The organism is Frigoribacterium sp. CFBP 8751, assembly GCF_014841545.1.
Taxonomy (GTDB): Bacteria; Actinomycetota; Actinomycetes; order Actinomycetales; family Microbacteriaceae; genus Frigoribacterium.
The window spans coordinates 511108-526327 of record NZ_JACYUB010000002.1 but is presented as its reverse complement, the minus strand read 5'-3'; the positions used below and the strand labels follow the sequence as shown (position 1 = coordinate 526327).

The following is a 15220-nucleotide window of genomic DNA, read 5'->3' as shown; positions in this document are numbered from 1 at the left end:
CGTCGGGGTGCGGTGCTCGCACGAGGTCAGGAGGCGCGGGTCGGTCAGTCGAGGCCGGCGTCGCGGGCCAGCAGGTCGGCTTCGCTCTCGCCCCGCACGATCACGCGGGCCCGACCGTCACGGACGGCCACGACGGGGGGACGCCCGACGTGGTTGTAGTTGCTCGCGAGGCTGTGGCAGTAGGCGCCGGTGGCGGGCACGGCGAGCAGGTCGCCCGGGGCGACGTCGCCGGGCAGGTAGTCCGCGAGCACGACGAGGTCGCCGCTCTCGCAGTGCTTCCCGGCCACGCGCACGAGCGCGGGCGGAGCCGAGGAGGTGCGGTTCGCGATGCGCACGGAGTAGTCGGCCGCGTAGAGGGCCGTCCGCGCGTTGTCGCTCATGCCCCCGTCGACGCTGACGTACCGTCGCACCGCGCTGCCCTCGTCGGAGGAGACCGTGACGTCCTTGATGGTGCCGACCTCGTACAGCGTGGTGCCGGCGGGCCCGACGATGACGCGCCCGGGCTCGACCGCGAGGAGCGGCACGTCGACGCCGAGGCGGAGGCACTCGGCCTGCACGATGTCGACCAGGGCGACGGCGAGGTCGTCGAGCGGGCGGGCGTCGTCGGCGCTCGTGTAGGCGATGCCGAAACCGCCGCCGAGGTTGAGCTCGGGGACCGGGCCGGTCGCGAGCAGGTCGGCGTGCACGGCGAGGAGGCGACGGGCGGCCTCGGCGAAGCCGTCCGAACCGAAGATCTGCGAGCCGATGTGCGAGTGCAGCCCGACGAACTCGAGCGAGGGCTGCCGGCGGATCGAGCCGACGATGTCGGCGGTCTCGGAGAGCGGGACGCCGAACTTCTGGTCTTCGCGGGCGGTGGCGAGGTACTCGTGGGTGGAGGCGTGGACGCCCGAGTTGACCCGGAGGCGCACGCGCTGGACGCGCCCGTGCCGTTCGGCCGCCGCGGCGACCCGGCCGACCTCGGCGGCGTTGTCGAGCACCACGGTGCCGATGCCGGCCTCGACGGTGCGGTCGATCTCGGCGAGCGACTTGTTGTTGCCGTGGAACCCCATGCGGGCCGGGTCGACGCCCGCGGCCCGGGCGACGGCGAACTCGCCGCCTGTGCAGATGTCGACGGCCATGCCCGCCTCGGCCACCCAGCGGGCCACCTCGGCCGAGAGGAACGCCTTGGCGGCGTAGTAGACCGTCGCCTTCGTGCCGATGCGAGCCGCCTCGCGCTCGAACGAGCGGACGGCCTCGACGGCCCGGGTGCGGGCGTCGTCCTCGTCGAGGACGTACAGCGGCGTGCCGAACGACGCCACGAGGTCGGAGGCGGTGACGCCGCCGAGCACGAGTTCACCGTCGGACGACCGCTGGGCCGTCGCCGACCAGACCGCCGGATCGAGGGCGTCGGCGTCGGTCGGCTCGACGAGCCAGGCAGGGGCCAGGGGGTTCGGGGACACGCGGACCTCGGGGGTTCGAAGGACGGGGAACGACATCAGAGCCTACCGACCGCCGGCGACCGTGACGGCCACGGTCGGGACGTCCTCGACGGCGCAGGCGAGGTCAGGAGCAGGAGCCCTTGGTGCCGATGCCGCTCGACGAGATCGGCAGGCCCGGTGAGGTCACGTCGAGGGTCGCCGCCGTCGACGTGACGTCGACGCCGGTGAGGGTGGTGCCTTGGGGCAGGTACTGCGCCGCACACACGTCGAAGGCGTAGCCGCCGATGAAGGGTGCGAGGTCGAGCGACACCGACGTGTCCCGGAGCGACGCCGTCGTCGGCGTGAGCGAGATGACTCGACCCTCGCTCGTGATCGAGGGCGTGGCGACGACGTCCACGGGGACGACCGTGTCGACCAGCGGGATCGTGAAGTCGCGGGCGTAGGTGACCTGTCCGTCGCCGAACGAGATCGCTCCGCCGCTCTCTTGTACGGCGGCGAGGCCGTTGACGGTCGCCGCGTCGGCGGTGACCGTGCCGGTGATCGCGCCGGTCGAACCGCTCAGGTCGGTCGGGACGTCCCGGACGTCGAAGTCGAACGAGAGCCCGCCCGACGATCCGGCGGACGAGATGGTGGCCTGGTCGATGCTGCCCTGCACGAGCTGCCAGAGCATCGAGAAACCGCCGATCTGGACGTCGACGGGGCCGGCGGCGTCGCCGAGCTGCTGCGAGATCTGCTTCTCGGCCTGGTCCTCGGCGACGGTCCGGACGACGAGGTCGGCGACCACGGCGAGGATGCCGAGGACCACGACGAGCCCCACCAGCACGAAGAAGAAGATGCCGACGCCTCGGCCCCGGCGACGGGCGACGGGCTTGGCCTCGAAGAAGTCGGACTCGATGTCGCTCATCGGGCCATCTTGTCAGCCGGGCGGCGAGGATCGCTCACGCCGCGCCTCCTGCGGTCGAGACCGAGGAGGCGCGGCGTGGGAGATCACATGCGATCGGGTGCCGAGACGCCCAGCAGGCCGAGCCCGTTGCGGATGACCTGGCCCGCCGCGTCGTTGAGCCAGAGGCGGGTGCGGTGCAGGTCGGTGACCTCGTCGTCGCCGAGCGGCGTGACGCGGCAGTTGTCGTACCAGCGGTGGTAGGTGCCGGCGAGCTCTTCGACGTAGCGGGCCACGCGGTGCGGCTCGCGCAGCTCGGCGGCCTGGACGACGACGCGGGGCAGCTCGGACAGGGCTCCGAGCAGGGCGCTCTCGGTCTCGTGCGTGAGGAGCGACGCGTCGAACGCGTCACGCGTCACCCCGGCGGCCTCGGCGTTGCGGGCCACCGCGCGGGTGCGGGCGTGGGCGTACTGGACGTAGAAGACCGGGTTGTCGTTGCTGCGCTTGGTGAGCAGGTCGAGGTCGATGTCGATCGAGCTGTTCACCGGGCTGCGGACCAGCGAGTACCGGCCGGCGTCGACGCCGACGGCGTCGACGAGGTCCTCCATCGTGACGACGGTGCCCGCACGCTTGGACATGCGCATCGGTTCGCCGTCGCGCAGCAGGTTGACCATCTGGCCGATGAGGATCTCGAGGTTGACGCCGGGCTCGTCGCCGAACGCCGCGCACATCGCCATCATGCGGCCGACGTAGCCGTGGTGGTCGGCGCCGAGCATGATCAGGTTGCGCTCGAAGCCGCGCTCGCGCTTGTCGAGGTAGTAGGCCAGGTCACCGGCGATGTAGGCGGCCTCGCCGTCGCTCTTGACGATGACGCGATCGCGGTCGTCGCCGAACTCGGTGGTGCGCAGCCAGGTCGCACCCTCGGACTCGTAGACGTGGCCGAGTTCGCGCAGGCGGGCGACGGCGCGCTCGACGGCCTTCGACTCGTGCAACGAGTTCTCGTGGAAGTAGACGTCGAAGTCGACGCCGAAGTCGTGCAACGACGTCTTGATGTCGGCGAACATGAAGTCGACGCCGACCGCCCGGAACAGCTCTTGCGCCTCGTCACGGGGCAGGTCGCGCACGTCGCCGTCGAAGGTCGCCTCGACACGCGCGGCGATCTCGGCGATGTACTGCCCGCCGTAGCCGTCGTCCGGGGTGGGCTCGCCGAGCGAGCTGGCCAGGAGGCTGCGCGCGAAGCGGTCGATCTGCCCGCCGTGGTCGTTGAAGTAGTACTCGCGGGTGACGAGCGCGCCCTGGGCCTGGAAGACGCGGGCCAGGCTGTCGCCCACCGCGGCCCAGCGCACGCCGCCGAGGTGGATCGGGCCGGTGGGGTTGGCCGAGACGAACTCGAGGTCGATCGTGACGCCGCGGTAGTAGTCGCCGCGGCCGTACGCCTCGCCCTGCTCGACGACGGACCGCGCGAGCAGACCCGCGGCGGCGGCGTCGAGGCGGATGTTGATGAACCCGGGGCCCGCGACGTCGACGTCGGCGACCCCGTCGACCTCGGCCAGCTCGGCGGCGATCTCGGTGGCGAGCTCGCGCGGGTTCGTGCCGACGCGCTTGGCGAACTTCATCGCCACGTTCGATGCCCAGTCACCGTGGTCGCGGTTCTTCGGCCGTTCGAGCGCCACGTCGCCCTCGGTCACCGCCACGTCGACGGTGCCTCGGCGCTCGAGGACGCCCTGGACGACGGCGAGCAGGGACGTGGAGAGTTCGGCGGGAGTCACGAGGGTCGATCTTACCGGCAGCCACGGGGCCGACGACGAGCCCGCCGTCGGTGATGATGGGGGGATGAGCCCTGCCCCGACCCGCTCCCCCGTCGTCCTGTGCACCCTCGTCGTGACGGGTGCCCTCGCCCTGTCCCTCACCGCCTGCACGGCCCCGTCGCAGGCCGCACCGAGCGCCACGCCGACGTCGGATGCGCAGGCCTCCGCGACCCCCGGCGCGACGCCGACCGCGACGCCGACGCCCGACCTCGTGAGCACCCCGTTCACGATCGACTGCGACGACCTGCTCGACACGGGCTCGCTCGCGTCCTGGTACCCGGGCTTGACGGCCGTGCCGGACGAGAGCGCGAGCGGCGACGAGAGTCGCGACGGCGAGGCCCTGCAGCAAGTGGCCGACGCGGACGGCACGACGTGCACGTGGCAGGACTCCGGCGGCACCACCGTCACGGTCGGCGTGGCGCACTTCGACCCGGACAGCCTCGACGAACTGGCCAACGAGCTCGTCGCCACCAGCAACTCGGTGCCGACCTTCGGCGTCGAGGGCTACTTCGACACCCCGGGCGAGATCGGCACGGCCGAGGCGTTCTCGTCCCCTGCTTTCGTCGTGGCCCGCTCGACGACGTTCCTCGAACCCGGCGACGCCGAGCCGGTCGTGTCGGCCGTGCTCTCCGCGCTGAAGCAGGTCGACTGAGCGCGGGAGGCGCGGGGGCGGGAGGCGCGGGCGCGGGAGGCGCGCTCGGGTGACGGGCGCGGCCTAGGCGACCAGCGCCTCCTGGTCCGTTCGCGAGCCAGCGGACGCGGCGAGGCGCCCCGCCTCGACGGAGGCGGCCAAGGACGCCAACAGCGCCTCGAGCTGACCGACCGGGGCTCCTTTGTCTTCGGGGTGCCACTGCACGCCCACCACCGGGGCCGAGTCGTGCTCGACGGCCTCGACGGTGCCGTCGGAGGCGCGGCCGACGACGCGGAGGCCCCGGCCCAGGCGGCCGACGGCCTGGTGGTGCGCGCTCTGCACGACGGGCTCGGTGCCGAGGGCCCGGGCGAGGCGACTGCCGGGCTCGAGCCCGACGGCGTGCGGGTGCATGAGCTGATCGACCGGAGCGTCGGGGGTGCGGTGCACCCCGTCGTGGTCGTCCAGGTGCTGCACGAGGTCTCCGCCGAGGGCGACGTTGATCACCTGGTGGCCGCGGCAGACCCCGAGCAGCGGGGTGCGGCGGGCGACCGCGTGGCGCACGAGCGCGAGCTGGGCCTCGTCGGCCACGGGGTCGTGGCGGCCCTCCCCCGGGTAGCCGGTCGCGCCTCCGTAATGACGGGGCGAGAGGTCCTCGCCACCGAGGACGACGATCGCGTCGGCGTCGGCGGTCACCCGCAGCAGCTCGTCGGTGCCGAGGTCGCCCGCGGCGAGGCGCGTCGCCTGCCAGCCCGCGGCCTCGGCGGTCGCCCTCACCCGGGAGTTCATGTCGTCGACGTAGGCGTGGTACTCGGGAGCATGCGGCCGGTGCCGCGTCACCTCGACCACGGCGAGACGCATCGAGGCGACGGTGAGGTCGCTCGGGCGGATCGACGGGGCGCGGTACGAGGTCATGCGACCATGCTGCCGTCGCGGCCGACGGCCCGCCAGGTGCGTGTCGCCGCGTTACGTCCGCGCCAAGGTCACGGCCTCGGTCGCGGTCGCGCCGTCGGCGCCCGCCGTGGCGGTCAGGGCCACAAGGAGGCGCGGGTCCAGCCGTCGCCGTCGCGGTCGTACCGCAGGCGCACCTGGTCGCGGCCCGTGGTGGCCTGCCAGAACTCGATCGAGGTGGGGTCCACCCGCCACGCGGTCCAGTCGTCGGGCACGAGGGTGTCGTCGGACTCGATCGCCGCCTTGGCCTCGGCGAGGCGACGACGCGTCTCGGCCTCGTCGGTGATCGGGCTGCTCTGCGTCTGCGTCATCGCCACGGCACGGGAGTCGGGGTGGCGAGCGGTGAAGTCCTTCTCGCTGACGTCGCGCGGGCCGGGCGTCGCCCGACCGAGCACGCGGACCTGACGGCCCTGTTCACGCCAGTAGAGGGTGAGGGCCACCCGGGGGTTCTCGGCGATCTGCCGACCCTTCGGGCTGATCGACGAGGTGGCGAACCAGAGGGCGCCGTCGTCGACGTCCTTGAGCAACAGGGTGCGAGCCGTCACGTCGCCGTCGGACGACGAGGTCGAGATGACCATGGCGTGCGGCTGGGCGACGTCCTGGTCGACGGCCTCGACGAGCCACGCGACGAACTGGTCGACGGCGTCGTCGGCCACGTCGTCGACGTCGAAGGTGGGCAGCTCGGGGTGGAAGACCTTGGCGGAGCGGAGGCGTTCGCGCAGCGTCGGGCCGTCGGGGTCGGTTCGGTCTGAGCGGGTGCCGGTGTCGGCTCGGTCGGTGCGGGTGTCGTCGGTCACTCCCCCACGATGCACCCCACACCGTCAGGTCGTCCCAGACCGGACCGATTCGCTGCTAACCTGGACGACGTTCCCGGGCCCCCATAGCTCAGGGGATAGAGCACTGCCCTCCGGAGGCAGGGGCGGCAGTTCGAATCTGCCTGGGGGCACCACTTCTCTTCTCGAGGCCCTCTCGATGCGACGGTCCTTCGTCGCCGGTCGGACAGCGGCCCTGTCGGATCAGTCGGGCTGCTGGCGGCGGGCGCGGTCGGCGTCGTCGCGCTCGAGCTCGCGGCGGAGGACCCGCTCGGAGACGGCGACGTGCTCGGCGGCCTCGCGCATGCTCGCTCCCCCGGCGCGCAACTGGCGGGCGGCGTCGAGGCGGCGTCTCGAGACCGGAGGCTTCGGGGTCTGCGCGACCCGCGCCTCCTGCCGTTTGCGGGTCTCGGCGCGGTGGAGCTCGCCGCCGACCTGCTCGTCGAAGCGGGCCAGGGCGGCGGTGACGCGGAAGAAGAAGCGGCCGTAGGCGTTGAGCTCGTCGATCTGCTCGTCGATCGAGCGGAAGGCGACGCCGAGCGCGTCGAGGGTCGCCATCACGCCGACCAGCTCGGCGACCGAGCGGCCGATGCGGTCGACGTTCGTCACGACGAAGACGTCACCCTCGCGCAGGCTGCCGATGGCCTTGGCGAACTCGGGGCGGGACTGCCTGGTGCCGGTGGCGTGGTCGACGAAGACGCGGTCGCACCCGACCGCCCTGAGGCGCTCGGTCTGCCGATCGGACGACGGGTCGTCTCGCGAGATGCGGGCGTACCCGACGACGGTCACGGGGGGCCTTCCGGCGAGGCGAGGGTGGACAGAGAGGTGAGGCCCCGCCGACGGCGAGGCCTCGAGGACGTCCGCCCGAAGGCGTGCGTCAGTGGTGGGTCGAACTCAACTGTAGGTGAGCGCGATCACCGCGACATCGAGCGTGCGGTACGAACCCTCACGCCGGACGGCGGTGCGGACGCGGCCCCGCAGCACCTCGAACAACCCGTCGGACTCGTGCACGAACCCGATCACCCCGGCGGTCGGCGTCGACACGCGGTGGAATCCGTCACCCAGGGGGACGACCTCCGCTCGGGACGTGCGCTCCAAGACAGCACCCATGATGTCTCCTTCATCGTTCTCCGGCCCTCGTAACCGGGCCGTCATCGCAGCGTACCCCGCATGTGGGGTACAAGTCCCCGTGGAGTTGTCAGACTGGTCTTCTGACTCGCCCCTCGGACGGACGCGAGGCCTCGGCGTCCGATCAGGCCGGCGGGGCCTCGGGCAAGGGCCCACGACGCCGGCGTCGACCGGCCGCGATCGTGACCCCGACGCTCGCCGCCGTGACGCAGGCGAGGGCGACGACCTCGCGCACCCCCAGCGCCTCGCCGAGCACGACGAGCCCGGCCAGGGCGGCCACCGCCGGCCCCAGGCTCGACAGGACGCCGAACACGCGGGTCGGCAGTCGCCGCAACGCCACCGACTCGAGGGCGTACGGGATCGCGGAGGTCAGGGCCGCCACCACCAGGAAGACCAGCAGGAGGCGCGGGTCGGCCCGGACGGCCACCGTCGCGTCGTGTGCTCCGAACGGCACCACGACGGCCGCGGCGACGAGCATGGCGGTCGCGAGGGCACCCATCGGGTCGCGACCGCGACCGAGGGCGGCGTTCGCCAGGATGTAACAGGCCCAGAACGCCCCGGCGCCGAGGGCGAGCAGCACACCGGCGATCGGGATCGAGCCGGTCGAGTCGGAGCCGAGCAGCACGACCCCGGCGAGGGCGAGGAGGGCCCAGGCGGCGTCCCACCACCGCCTGGTCTGCACGAGTGCGACGACGAGCGGACCGAGGAACTCGAGGGTGACCGCGACCCCGAGCGGCACGACGTCGATCGCGAGGTAGATGAGCGAGTTCATCCCGGCCAGGGCGAGACCCAGCACGAGCACTCCGAGCCACGTGCGGCCGGGCCACCGCCACGGGCGCGGGCGGAAGACCAGCACGAGCAGGGTGGCGCCGAACGCGAGGCGGAGCGCAGCGGCGCCCAGGGGCCCCAGGGCCTCGAAATGCGTCTTGGCGAGGGCCGCCCCGAACTGCACCGAGACGATCGCCGCGACGGCGAGCAAGGGCGACGGCACACGGCCGAGGGGGCTGGGGTTCACGGGGCTCCGGGTTCGTCACGGGGTGCGCGGCGGCACAGTACGATCGTGGCATGAGCGACGCCTTCTCCGTCATCTCGCCGGTGGTGGAGCTCTTCGGCTGGTTCGGGTTCATCGTCGGCACGCCTTTCCTCCTGGCCGGCTGGGTGCTGCGGCGCCGCGCGACCCGCCTCGAGAGCACCGTCGGCGTGGTCATCCCGCCGCCCGACTGGGCCCGCGCCGCGACCGCCCGGTGGATGGACGTCGACGGGCAGCTGCACGAGACGCAGTTCGGCGACGTCCCGGTGACGACGCCGCTCGAGACCGAGCTCACCGTGCACTACGACCCGGACCGCCCGCACCGTGCCCGCGTCCACCCTCCGCACGACGACGGACGGGCACCCCGCACCGTGGGGGTCGTGCTCTACGCGGTCGGGGCGGTCTGTGCCGTCGCGTCGGTCGGTCTGCTCTTCGTCTCCTGACCCGTCCCGTGACCGGGTCGTCGTCGACCGATCCGTGCGCATCACGACGCGGGCGGTCTGACGGGGGCCGTCGATAGACTCCCCCGCAACGAGCGAGGGGAGCGTCGTGAGCACGAGATCGACGACCGGCCGACGACCGACGAGACGAACGGTGACCACCGTCGCCGCGGCGGTCCTGGCCGTGGTGGGCACGATCACCCTCGGCGCGGTCCCCGCCCAGGCGGTCGAGCCGGTCGACCTCTCGGGCGCCTACGTGGTCGACCAGGCCGACGTCCTGTCGAGCGCGGACGAGACCGAGGTCACCGACGCCCTCGACCGCCTCTCGACCGACACCGGCGTCAACCTCTTCGTCGTCTACGTCGACTCCTTCTCCTCGCCTTCCGACCGCACGGCCTGGGGCGAGGCGACGGCGTCCCTGAACCAACTGGGTGCGAACGACGTGCTGCTCTCGGTGGCGGTCGACGACCAGTTCTACGACCTCTCGGCCGACACGTCCGTGATCCCGGAATCCGACCGGGAGGCGCTGCAGACCGACGTCGTCGTCCCCGAGCTGCGCGATGGCGACTGGGCCGGTGCCGCCGTCGCCCTGGCCGACGGCATCCGCAACGACGAGGCCGGCCCCGACCTCAGCTGGGTGCTCTGGGCGCTGCTCGTGCTGGTCCTCGTCGCGGCGGCCATCGCCGTCGTCGTCGTGGTCCGCCGGGCACGACGTCGACGCAGCGAGTCCGACGCACAGAAGGCGCGCCAGGACGAACTCGACAAGCGTGCCGCACGGGTGTTGGTCGCCCTCGACGACGAATTGACGGCGGGCGCACACGAGGTCGGTTTCGCGGCGGCACAGTTCGGCGACGACGCGGCCCGGCCGTTCGCCGAGGCCCTCGACGCGGCCCGGGTGCACGCCCGCGAGGCGTTCGCCCTGCAGCAGAAGCTGGACGACTCCGTTCCCGACTCCCCCGAGCAACGCCGCGAGTGGACCACCCGCATCATCGAGTTGTGCGAGGCGGCCGACGCGTCGCTCGCCGAACAGTCCGCCGCGTTCGACGAGCTGCGCGAGGCCGAGAGTCGGGCTCCGCGCGACGTGGCGGCGCTCCCCGGCGAGATCGAGACGCGACGGGCCCGGCTCGCCGAGGCCCGCACCGTCATCGGCGAACTGACCACGATCTACTCAGCACGGGCGGTCGCGTCGATCGACCAGAACGACGACCAGGCCGATCGCCTGCTCGAGTTCGCCGACGAGCGGACCCGCACGGCGGCGACCGCAGTGGCGTCGTCCTCCACCTCCGAGGCCGTCATCGCCGTCCGTGAGGCCCGTCAGGCCCTGGCGCAGGTCGACCAGCTGCTGTCCGCGGTCGACGGGGCCGCCGAGTCGCTGAGGACGGCGGGCAGCACCATCACGGCGATGACCCTCGACCTTCGGCAGGACATCGCGACGGCCGAAGGGCTGCCCGACGGCACGGCCCCGCAGGGCGTCGACGTCGCCGGCTCCGTCTCGGCCGCACGGGCCTCCGTCACGCTGGCCGAGACGACGACCGACGACCCGCTCGCCGTCGTCGCCTCGCTCGGTGCCGCCAACGACCGCATCGACCAGGTGCTCGCCGCCGTGCGCGAAGACACCGAGAAGCAGCGCCGGGCCCAGGCGGCCCTCGACCAGGCGCTGCTGACCGCCCGCAGCCAGATCAGCGCCACCCGTGACTTCATCGAGACGCGCCGCGGCGGCATCGGCCCGCAGCCGCGCACCCGCTTGTCCGAGGCCGAGCGTCACCTGGCCACCGCGGTGTCGCTCGCGACGTCCGACCGCGACGCCGCCCTCTTCGAGGCCCACCAGGCCGTCCAGCTGTCGCAGGCCGCAGCGGCCGGCGCCGAGGCCGAGGTCTCGTCCTACCAGCAGGCGAGCCCGTTCGGCGGCGGCGTCGGCACGCGCGGGTCGGCCGGGGCCGATCTCGGCGGCATCGTCACCGGCATGCTGCTCGGTGGACTCTTCAGCGGGGGTGGCGGCGGCTTCGGCGGGGGAGGCGGCTTCGGCGGCGGTGGCGGAGGCGGCTTCGGCGGGGGCGGCGGAGGCGGCTTCGGCGGCGGGGGTGGCGGCGGCGGCCGCAGCTCCGGCGGCGGCCGGTTCTAGGTCCGCTCGCCCCACCCCGCCCCGCCCGCACGAGCAGCACCACGAATACGACGAGCACCACCCCACGGCACCACCTCTCGAAAGGACGCACCATGGCAAAGCAGTCGATCTTCGGACGCATCGCGCAACTGACCCGCGCGAACATCAACGGCCTGCTCGACCAGGCCGAGGACCCCAGCACGATGCTGGACCAGATGGTCCGCGACTACACCAACAGCATCGCCGAGGCCGAAGAGGCCGTCGCGACCACCATCGGCAACCTGCGCCTGCTCGAGCAGGACCACGCCGAGGACGTCGCCGCCGCCGCGGACTGGGAGCGCAAGGCACTCGCCGCGAGCAACAAGGCCGACGAACTGCGTTCGTCGGGCAACACGGTCGACGCCGACAAGTTCGACGCCCTCGCCCGCGTGGCGCTCGGCAAGCAGCTGCAGAGCGAGAAGGAGGCGAAGACCGCCGAACCGCAGATCGCCTCCCAGACCGACGTCGTCGACAAGCTCAAGACGGGCCTCACCGGCATGCGGTCCAAGCTCGACCAGCTCGCCGCCAAGCGTGACGAGCTCAACGCTCGCTCGAAGACGGTCGAGGCGCAGACCAAGGTCGCCGACGCCGTCCAGAGCATCGACGTCCTCGACCCGACGAGCGAGATCAGCCGCTTCGAGGACAAGGTCCGCCGCGAAGAGGCCAAGATGCTCGGTCGTCAAGAACTCGCCGCCTCGAGCCTCGACGCGCAGTTCGAGAGCCTGGACGACCTCGGTGAGCAGACCGAGGTCGACGCCCGCCTCGCCGCCCTCAAGCTCGGCGCGCTCGACAAGTGAGCCAGCCGCTGCCCCGCACTCCGGCACCGGCGGACGTCCCGCCGGTGCCGGCGCGCCGGGCGGCACCCCGCCTGATGGGAGTCGACGTCGCCCGCGGCCTCGCCGTGATCGGGATGTTCGCCGCCCACATGTGGCCTCGGCTGTTGCTCGACGAGCGCGTCTTCGACGGGCGGTCGGCGATCCTCTTCGCGACCCTCGCGGGGGTCTCGCTCGGGCTCATGTCAGGAGGCGCGAGGCCGACGCCCCGCGGCACTCGAGGGCGGGTCGTCGGCGGCATCGCCATCCGTGCCGGGCTGTTGATCGTTCTCGGCCTCGCCCTGCAGGCCTGGAATCCCTACCTCCTGGTGATCCTGCCGTACTACGGGGTCATGTTCGTCCTGGCGCTGGGGCTGCTGTTCGCCCCTCGGACCGTGCTGCTCGCGGCGGCGGCGCTGCTCGCCGTCGTGGCCCCGTGGCTGGCCTCGTTCGTCCCCGTCGACGCCTACGGCGACACCGCCTTGTCCGGCGCCCCCGGTCTCGCGACCGAGGCCCTCCTGGTCGGCGCCTACCCGGCTCTGGTCTGGACGCCCTTCGTGCTCGTCGGTCTCGCCGCGGCGCGCTCCGACCTCGCCCGCACCCGCACCCAGGTCACGCTGCTCGTCGTCGGAACGTCGGCTGCGATCGTGGGGTACTCGGCGCGCTTCCTGCCCGGCGCCTCCTCGGTCCCCTGGCTCGACCCGGCCGACCACGAGGGCATGCCGGCCGAGATCGTGGGCTCGGGCGGCGTCGCCGCCGCCGCGCTCGGGCTGCTGTTGCTCGCCACCACCGCGCGTCGTCCCGTGACGCCCGAGCGGCAGGGACGAGGAGGCGCGGCTGCGGTCGTCCGCACCGTCCTGCGACCCCTCGCGGCCACGGGCGCGCAACCGCTCACCGTCTACACGGCCCACGTGCTGATCACCGCGCCGCTGTTCACCGTGTACCGGTTGTCCGACCCGACCGCCGCCTACGGCCTTCCCCTGGTCCACCTGGTCGTCGCCGTCGTCCTCACGCTCCTCTACGCCACCCTCTGGCAGCGGTTCGTCGGGCGGGGGCCCCTCGAACGCGCCGTCGGAGCACTGAGTCGCCCCTGGGCCTGGAGCACGGGCACCCGCTCGTGACAGACTGACGCCCGTGAGGTTCGTCGTGGTTCCACAGTGGCAGGGTTCTCCGTCGTCGCGTGCGATGCGGCTGGCCGAAGGCGCCTACGCCGTCCTCGGCGACCTGCCGTCGACGGCCACCACGGTGGTCGAGGTCCCGGTGGGTGCGGGCGACTCGCTCGGCACGCGCGTGCACCGGCTCTCGTCGGTCCTCACCATCGCCGAGTCCGTCGGGCGCGAGCTGCGGACCGACGACTCCCCCGCCATCGTGGTCGGCGGTGACTGCGGCGTCGAGTTCGCGGCCGTCCGTCACGCCGTCACCCCCCGCACCGCCGTCGTCTGGTTCGACGCCCACCCCGACCTGCACAGTCCACGCAGCAGCGAAAGCGGTGCCTTCAGCGGCATGGTGCTGCGGGCCCTGATCGGCGACGCCACCGAAGACCTCCCGACCATCGGACCCGGCCCGACGCCCGAACCGCTCGACCCCGCCCGGGTGGTGCTCGCGGGGGCGCGCAGCTACGACGACGCCGAAGATCGCTACATCGAGAGTCGCCACGTCCCGTCGGTGTCGTCGCTCGACTTCGACCCCGCCGAGGTCGTCGCCGCCGTCGAGGCCTCGGGCGCCACCGAGGTCTACCTGCACGTCGACCTCGACGTGCTCGACCCGGGAGTGATCGAGGGTCTGCTCGACCCCCAGCCGTTCGGGCTCGAGCTCGGCGTGCTGATCGAGACGATCACGGCCCTGAAGGAGCGGTTCACCCTCGTCGGGGCCGGCCTGTGCTCGTTCGCACCGGTCGACGCCGCGGCGGCCTCCGACGACATGGGCGCGATCCTGCGCATCCTCGGGGCCCTCTCGCGATGAGCGCCGGTCCGACGAGCGCCGACCCGGCAGACCGCGCCGCCTCGGGCGAGGACCGTCCGCGAGTGACGGTCGAGCGCGACGGCCACGTGCTGCTGATCGGCCTCGACCGGCCCGAGAAGCGCAACGCCGCCGACCTCCGGATGCTGCGCGAGCTGGCCCTGGCCTACGGCGAGCTCGACCGTGACCCCGACCTGCGCGTCGGGCTGCTCTTCGCCCACGGGGACCACTTCACCGCCGGCCTCGATCTCGGCGACGTGGTGCCCGCGGTGACGGCCGAGGGCCTCGACGTCGTCCCCGAGGGGGGCCTCGACCCGTGGCAGGTGCACGGTCGTCAGGTGAGCAAGCCCGTGGTCATGGCCGTGCAGGGCACCTGCCTGACGCTCGGGGTAGAACTCGCCCTGGCGAGCGACGTCGTGGTGGCGAGCCGCGACGCCCGCTTCGGTCAGATCGAGGTGAGCCGGGCGATCCTCCCGTTCGGCGGCGCGACCGTCCGCCTCCCCCGCCGGGTCGGTTGGGGCGACGCCATGCGGTACTTGCTGACCGGCGACCTCCTCGACGCCGAGGAGGCGCGGCGCATCGGGGTCGTGCAAGACCTGGTCGACGTCGGATCGGCTTTCGACCACGCCCTCGACCTCGCCCGACGGATCGCGGCGCAGGCCCCCCTGGCCGTGCAGGCGACCCTGGAGAACGCCCGACTCGCGGTCCGCGAGGGCGACGCCGCGGCCGAGGCCCGTCTGCAGCCCGAGCTCGTGCGGCTGCTCGCGTCGGATGACGCCCGGATCGGGTTCGAGGCCTTCGTGTCGCGGACCGCCGCGGAGTTCACGGGACGCTGACCGCGCCTCCTCGGCCGTGGGCACACGAAAGAGCCCGCCCACCCCAAAGGGTGGACGGGCTCGAGAACGAGGCGGATCGGCCTACTTGAAGACGTCCTTGACGTCTTCGCCGACCTTCTTGGCGGAGGCACCGGCCTGGTCCTTCTGACCTTCGGCCTTCAGCTCGTCGTCGCCCTTGCGGTCGCCGAGAGCTTCTTTCGCCTTGCCGGCGATGTCCTGAGCGGCGTTCTTGATCTTGTCGTCGAGTCCCATGTGTGCCTCCTCGTAGGTTGACGCGCTCCGCCGCAAGGATCGCGGTGGTGCGCTGATGTGAGGGACGCTACCCGCGCCTCCCGGATCTCGCTCAGGCCGTTCAGGAAAGACCCAGGAGAGTTTCAC

General features: G+C 72.7%; 16 protein-coding genes and 1 tRNA gene. 8 read left to right on the top strand and 9 right to left on the bottom strand.

Annotated elements, in window-relative coordinates:
* Positions 1–44: 44 nt before the first annotated feature.
* From lysA to argS, 3 genes are all read right to left on the bottom strand, one after another.
* Positions 45–1475 (bottom strand): diaminopimelate decarboxylase, encoded by a 1431-nt coding sequence (lysA, locus tag IFT88_RS08285; protein ID WP_199859019.1) that lies wholly within the window; start codon positions 1473–1475, stop codon positions 45–47.
* Positions 1476–1542: 67 nt separating this feature from the next.
* Positions 1543–2322, bottom strand: coding sequence for an LmeA family phospholipid-binding protein (locus tag IFT88_RS08280; protein WP_192119949.1), 780 nt, complete (start codon positions 2320–2322; stop codon positions 1543–1545).
* Positions 2323–2405: 83 nt separating this feature from the next.
* The gene (gene argS, locus IFT88_RS08275; RefSeq protein ID WP_192119947.1) at positions 2406–4067 is read right to left on the bottom strand and encodes an arginine--tRNA ligase; all 1662 of its coding nucleotides are present in this window, start codon (positions 4065–4067) and stop codon (positions 2406–2408) included.
* A 64-nt stretch (positions 4068–4131) separates the two neighbouring features.
* Here argS and IFT88_RS08270 point away from each other — a divergent pair, with 64 nt between their 5' ends.
* On the top strand, positions 4132–4758 hold the full coding sequence (locus IFT88_RS08270) for a hypothetical protein (RefSeq protein ID WP_192119945.1): 627 nt from the start codon (positions 4132–4134) through the stop codon (positions 4756–4758).
* Between the two features lie 63 nt (positions 4759–4821).
* Here the strand turns inward: IFT88_RS08270 and IFT88_RS08265 are convergent, their stop codons facing one another.
* Positions 4822–5649, bottom strand: a complete 828-nt coding sequence (locus IFT88_RS08265; RefSeq protein ID WP_249408873.1) for a gamma-glutamyl-gamma-aminobutyrate hydrolase family protein — start codon at positions 5647–5649, stop codon at positions 4822–4824.
* A 113-nt stretch (positions 5650–5762) separates the two neighbouring features.
* The gene (locus IFT88_RS08260) at positions 5763–6482 is read right to left on the bottom strand and encodes a pyridoxal 5'-phosphate synthase (RefSeq protein WP_192119943.1); all 720 of its coding nucleotides are present in this window, start codon (positions 6480–6482) and stop codon (positions 5763–5765) included.
* A 77-nt stretch (positions 6483–6559) separates the two neighbouring features.
* Here IFT88_RS08260 and IFT88_RS08255 point away from each other — a divergent pair.
* Positions 6560–6634 (top strand) — tRNA-Arg (locus tag IFT88_RS08255).
* 67 nt (positions 6635–6701) lie between these two features.
* Here the strand turns inward: IFT88_RS08255 and IFT88_RS08250 are convergent.
* From IFT88_RS08250 to IFT88_RS08240, 3 genes are all read right to left on the bottom strand, one after another.
* Positions 6702–7286 (bottom strand): recombinase family protein, encoded by a 585-nt coding sequence (locus IFT88_RS08250; protein WP_192119941.1) that lies wholly within the window; start codon positions 7284–7286, stop codon positions 6702–6704.
* 105 nt (positions 7287–7391) lie between these two features.
* Positions 7392–7607 (bottom strand): hypothetical protein, encoded by a 216-nt coding sequence (locus tag IFT88_RS08245; protein ID WP_148053617.1) that lies wholly within the window; start codon positions 7605–7607, stop codon positions 7392–7394.
* A gap of 142 nt (positions 7608–7749) precedes the next feature.
* A complete protein-coding gene (locus tag IFT88_RS08240; RefSeq protein WP_043596926.1) occupies positions 7750–8640 on the bottom strand; it encodes an EamA family transporter in 891 nt (296 codons plus the stop codon).
* 50 nt (positions 8641–8690) lie between these two features.
* On the opposite strand from IFT88_RS08240, the gene IFT88_RS08235 reads away from it, so the two are divergent.
* The 6 genes from IFT88_RS08235 (at position 8691) to IFT88_RS08210 (ending at position 14842) form a co-directional block, all read left to right on the top strand.
* The gene (locus IFT88_RS08235; protein ID WP_043596924.1) at positions 8691–9098 is read left to right on the top strand and encodes a hypothetical protein; all 408 of its coding nucleotides are present in this window, start codon (positions 8691–8693) and stop codon (positions 9096–9098) included.
* A 151-nt stretch (positions 9099–9249) separates the two neighbouring features.
* Complete coding sequence (locus IFT88_RS17375; RefSeq protein ID WP_192119939.1) at positions 9250–11217, top strand: TPM domain-containing protein; 1968 nt, start codon at positions 9250–9252, stop codon at positions 11215–11217.
* A 92-nt stretch (positions 11218–11309) separates the two neighbouring features.
* Positions 11310–12032: a PspA/IM30 family protein gene (locus IFT88_RS08225; RefSeq protein ID WP_192119936.1), complete on the top strand. Its 723-nt coding sequence runs from the start codon at positions 11310–11312 to the stop codon at positions 12030–12032.
* Entirely contained in the window at positions 12029–13168 is a 1140-nt protein-coding gene (locus tag IFT88_RS17630) for a DUF418 domain-containing protein (RefSeq protein ID WP_192119934.1), read from the top strand. The genes IFT88_RS08225 and IFT88_RS17630 overlap by 4 nt, the downstream gene beginning before the upstream one ends.
* A 13-nt stretch (positions 13169–13181) precedes the next feature.
* The gene (locus tag IFT88_RS08215) at positions 13182–14009 is read left to right on the top strand and encodes an arginase family protein (protein WP_342212108.1); all 828 of its coding nucleotides are present in this window, start codon (positions 13182–13184) and stop codon (positions 14007–14009) included.
* Positions 14006–14842, top strand: coding sequence for a crotonase/enoyl-CoA hydratase family protein (locus IFT88_RS08210; RefSeq protein ID WP_192119933.1), 837 nt, complete (start codon positions 14006–14008; stop codon positions 14840–14842). Before IFT88_RS08215 ends, IFT88_RS08210 begins: the two co-directional genes overlap by 4 nt.
* An 81-nt stretch (positions 14843–14923) precedes the next feature.
* Here the strand turns inward: IFT88_RS08210 and IFT88_RS08205 are convergent, their stop codons facing one another.
* Positions 14924–15094, bottom strand: coding sequence for a CsbD family protein (locus tag IFT88_RS08205; RefSeq protein WP_043595102.1), 171 nt, complete (start codon positions 15092–15094; stop codon positions 14924–14926).
* Positions 15095–15220: the final 126 nt, after the last annotated feature.

Excerpts from the sequence above, each read along its gene's own strand:
- lysA (WP_199859019.1), bottom strand. The coding sequence starts at position 1,475 with ATGTCGTTCCCCGTCCTTCGAACCCCCGAGGTCCGCGTGTCCCCGAAC.
- IFT88_RS08280 (WP_192119949.1), bottom strand. The coding sequence starts at position 2,322 with ATGAGCGACATCGAGTCCGACTTCTTCGAGGCCAAGCCCGTCGCCCGT.
- IFT88_RS08270 (WP_192119945.1), top strand. The coding sequence starts at position 4,132 with ATGAGCCCTGCCCCGACCCGCTCCCCCGTCGTCCTGTGCACCCTCGTC.
- IFT88_RS08265 (WP_249408873.1), bottom strand. The coding sequence starts at position 5,649 with ATGACCTCGTACCGCGCCCCGTCGATCCGCCCGAGCGACCTCACCGTC.
- IFT88_RS08245 (WP_148053617.1), bottom strand. The coding sequence starts at position 7,607 with ATGGGTGCTGTCTTGGAGCGCACGTCCCGAGCGGAGGTCGTCCCCCTG.
- IFT88_RS08235 (WP_043596924.1), top strand. The coding sequence starts at position 8,691 with ATGAGCGACGCCTTCTCCGTCATCTCGCCGGTGGTGGAGCTCTTCGGC.
- IFT88_RS08225 (WP_192119936.1), top strand. The coding sequence starts at position 11,310 with ATGGCAAAGCAGTCGATCTTCGGACGCATCGCGCAACTGACCCGCGCG.
- IFT88_RS08210 (WP_192119933.1), top strand. The coding sequence starts at position 14,006 with ATGAGCGCCGGTCCGACGAGCGCCGACCCGGCAGACCGCGCCGCCTCG.
- IFT88_RS08205 (WP_043595102.1), bottom strand. The coding sequence starts at position 15,094 with ATGGGACTCGACGACAAGATCAAGAACGCCGCTCAGGACATCGCCGGC.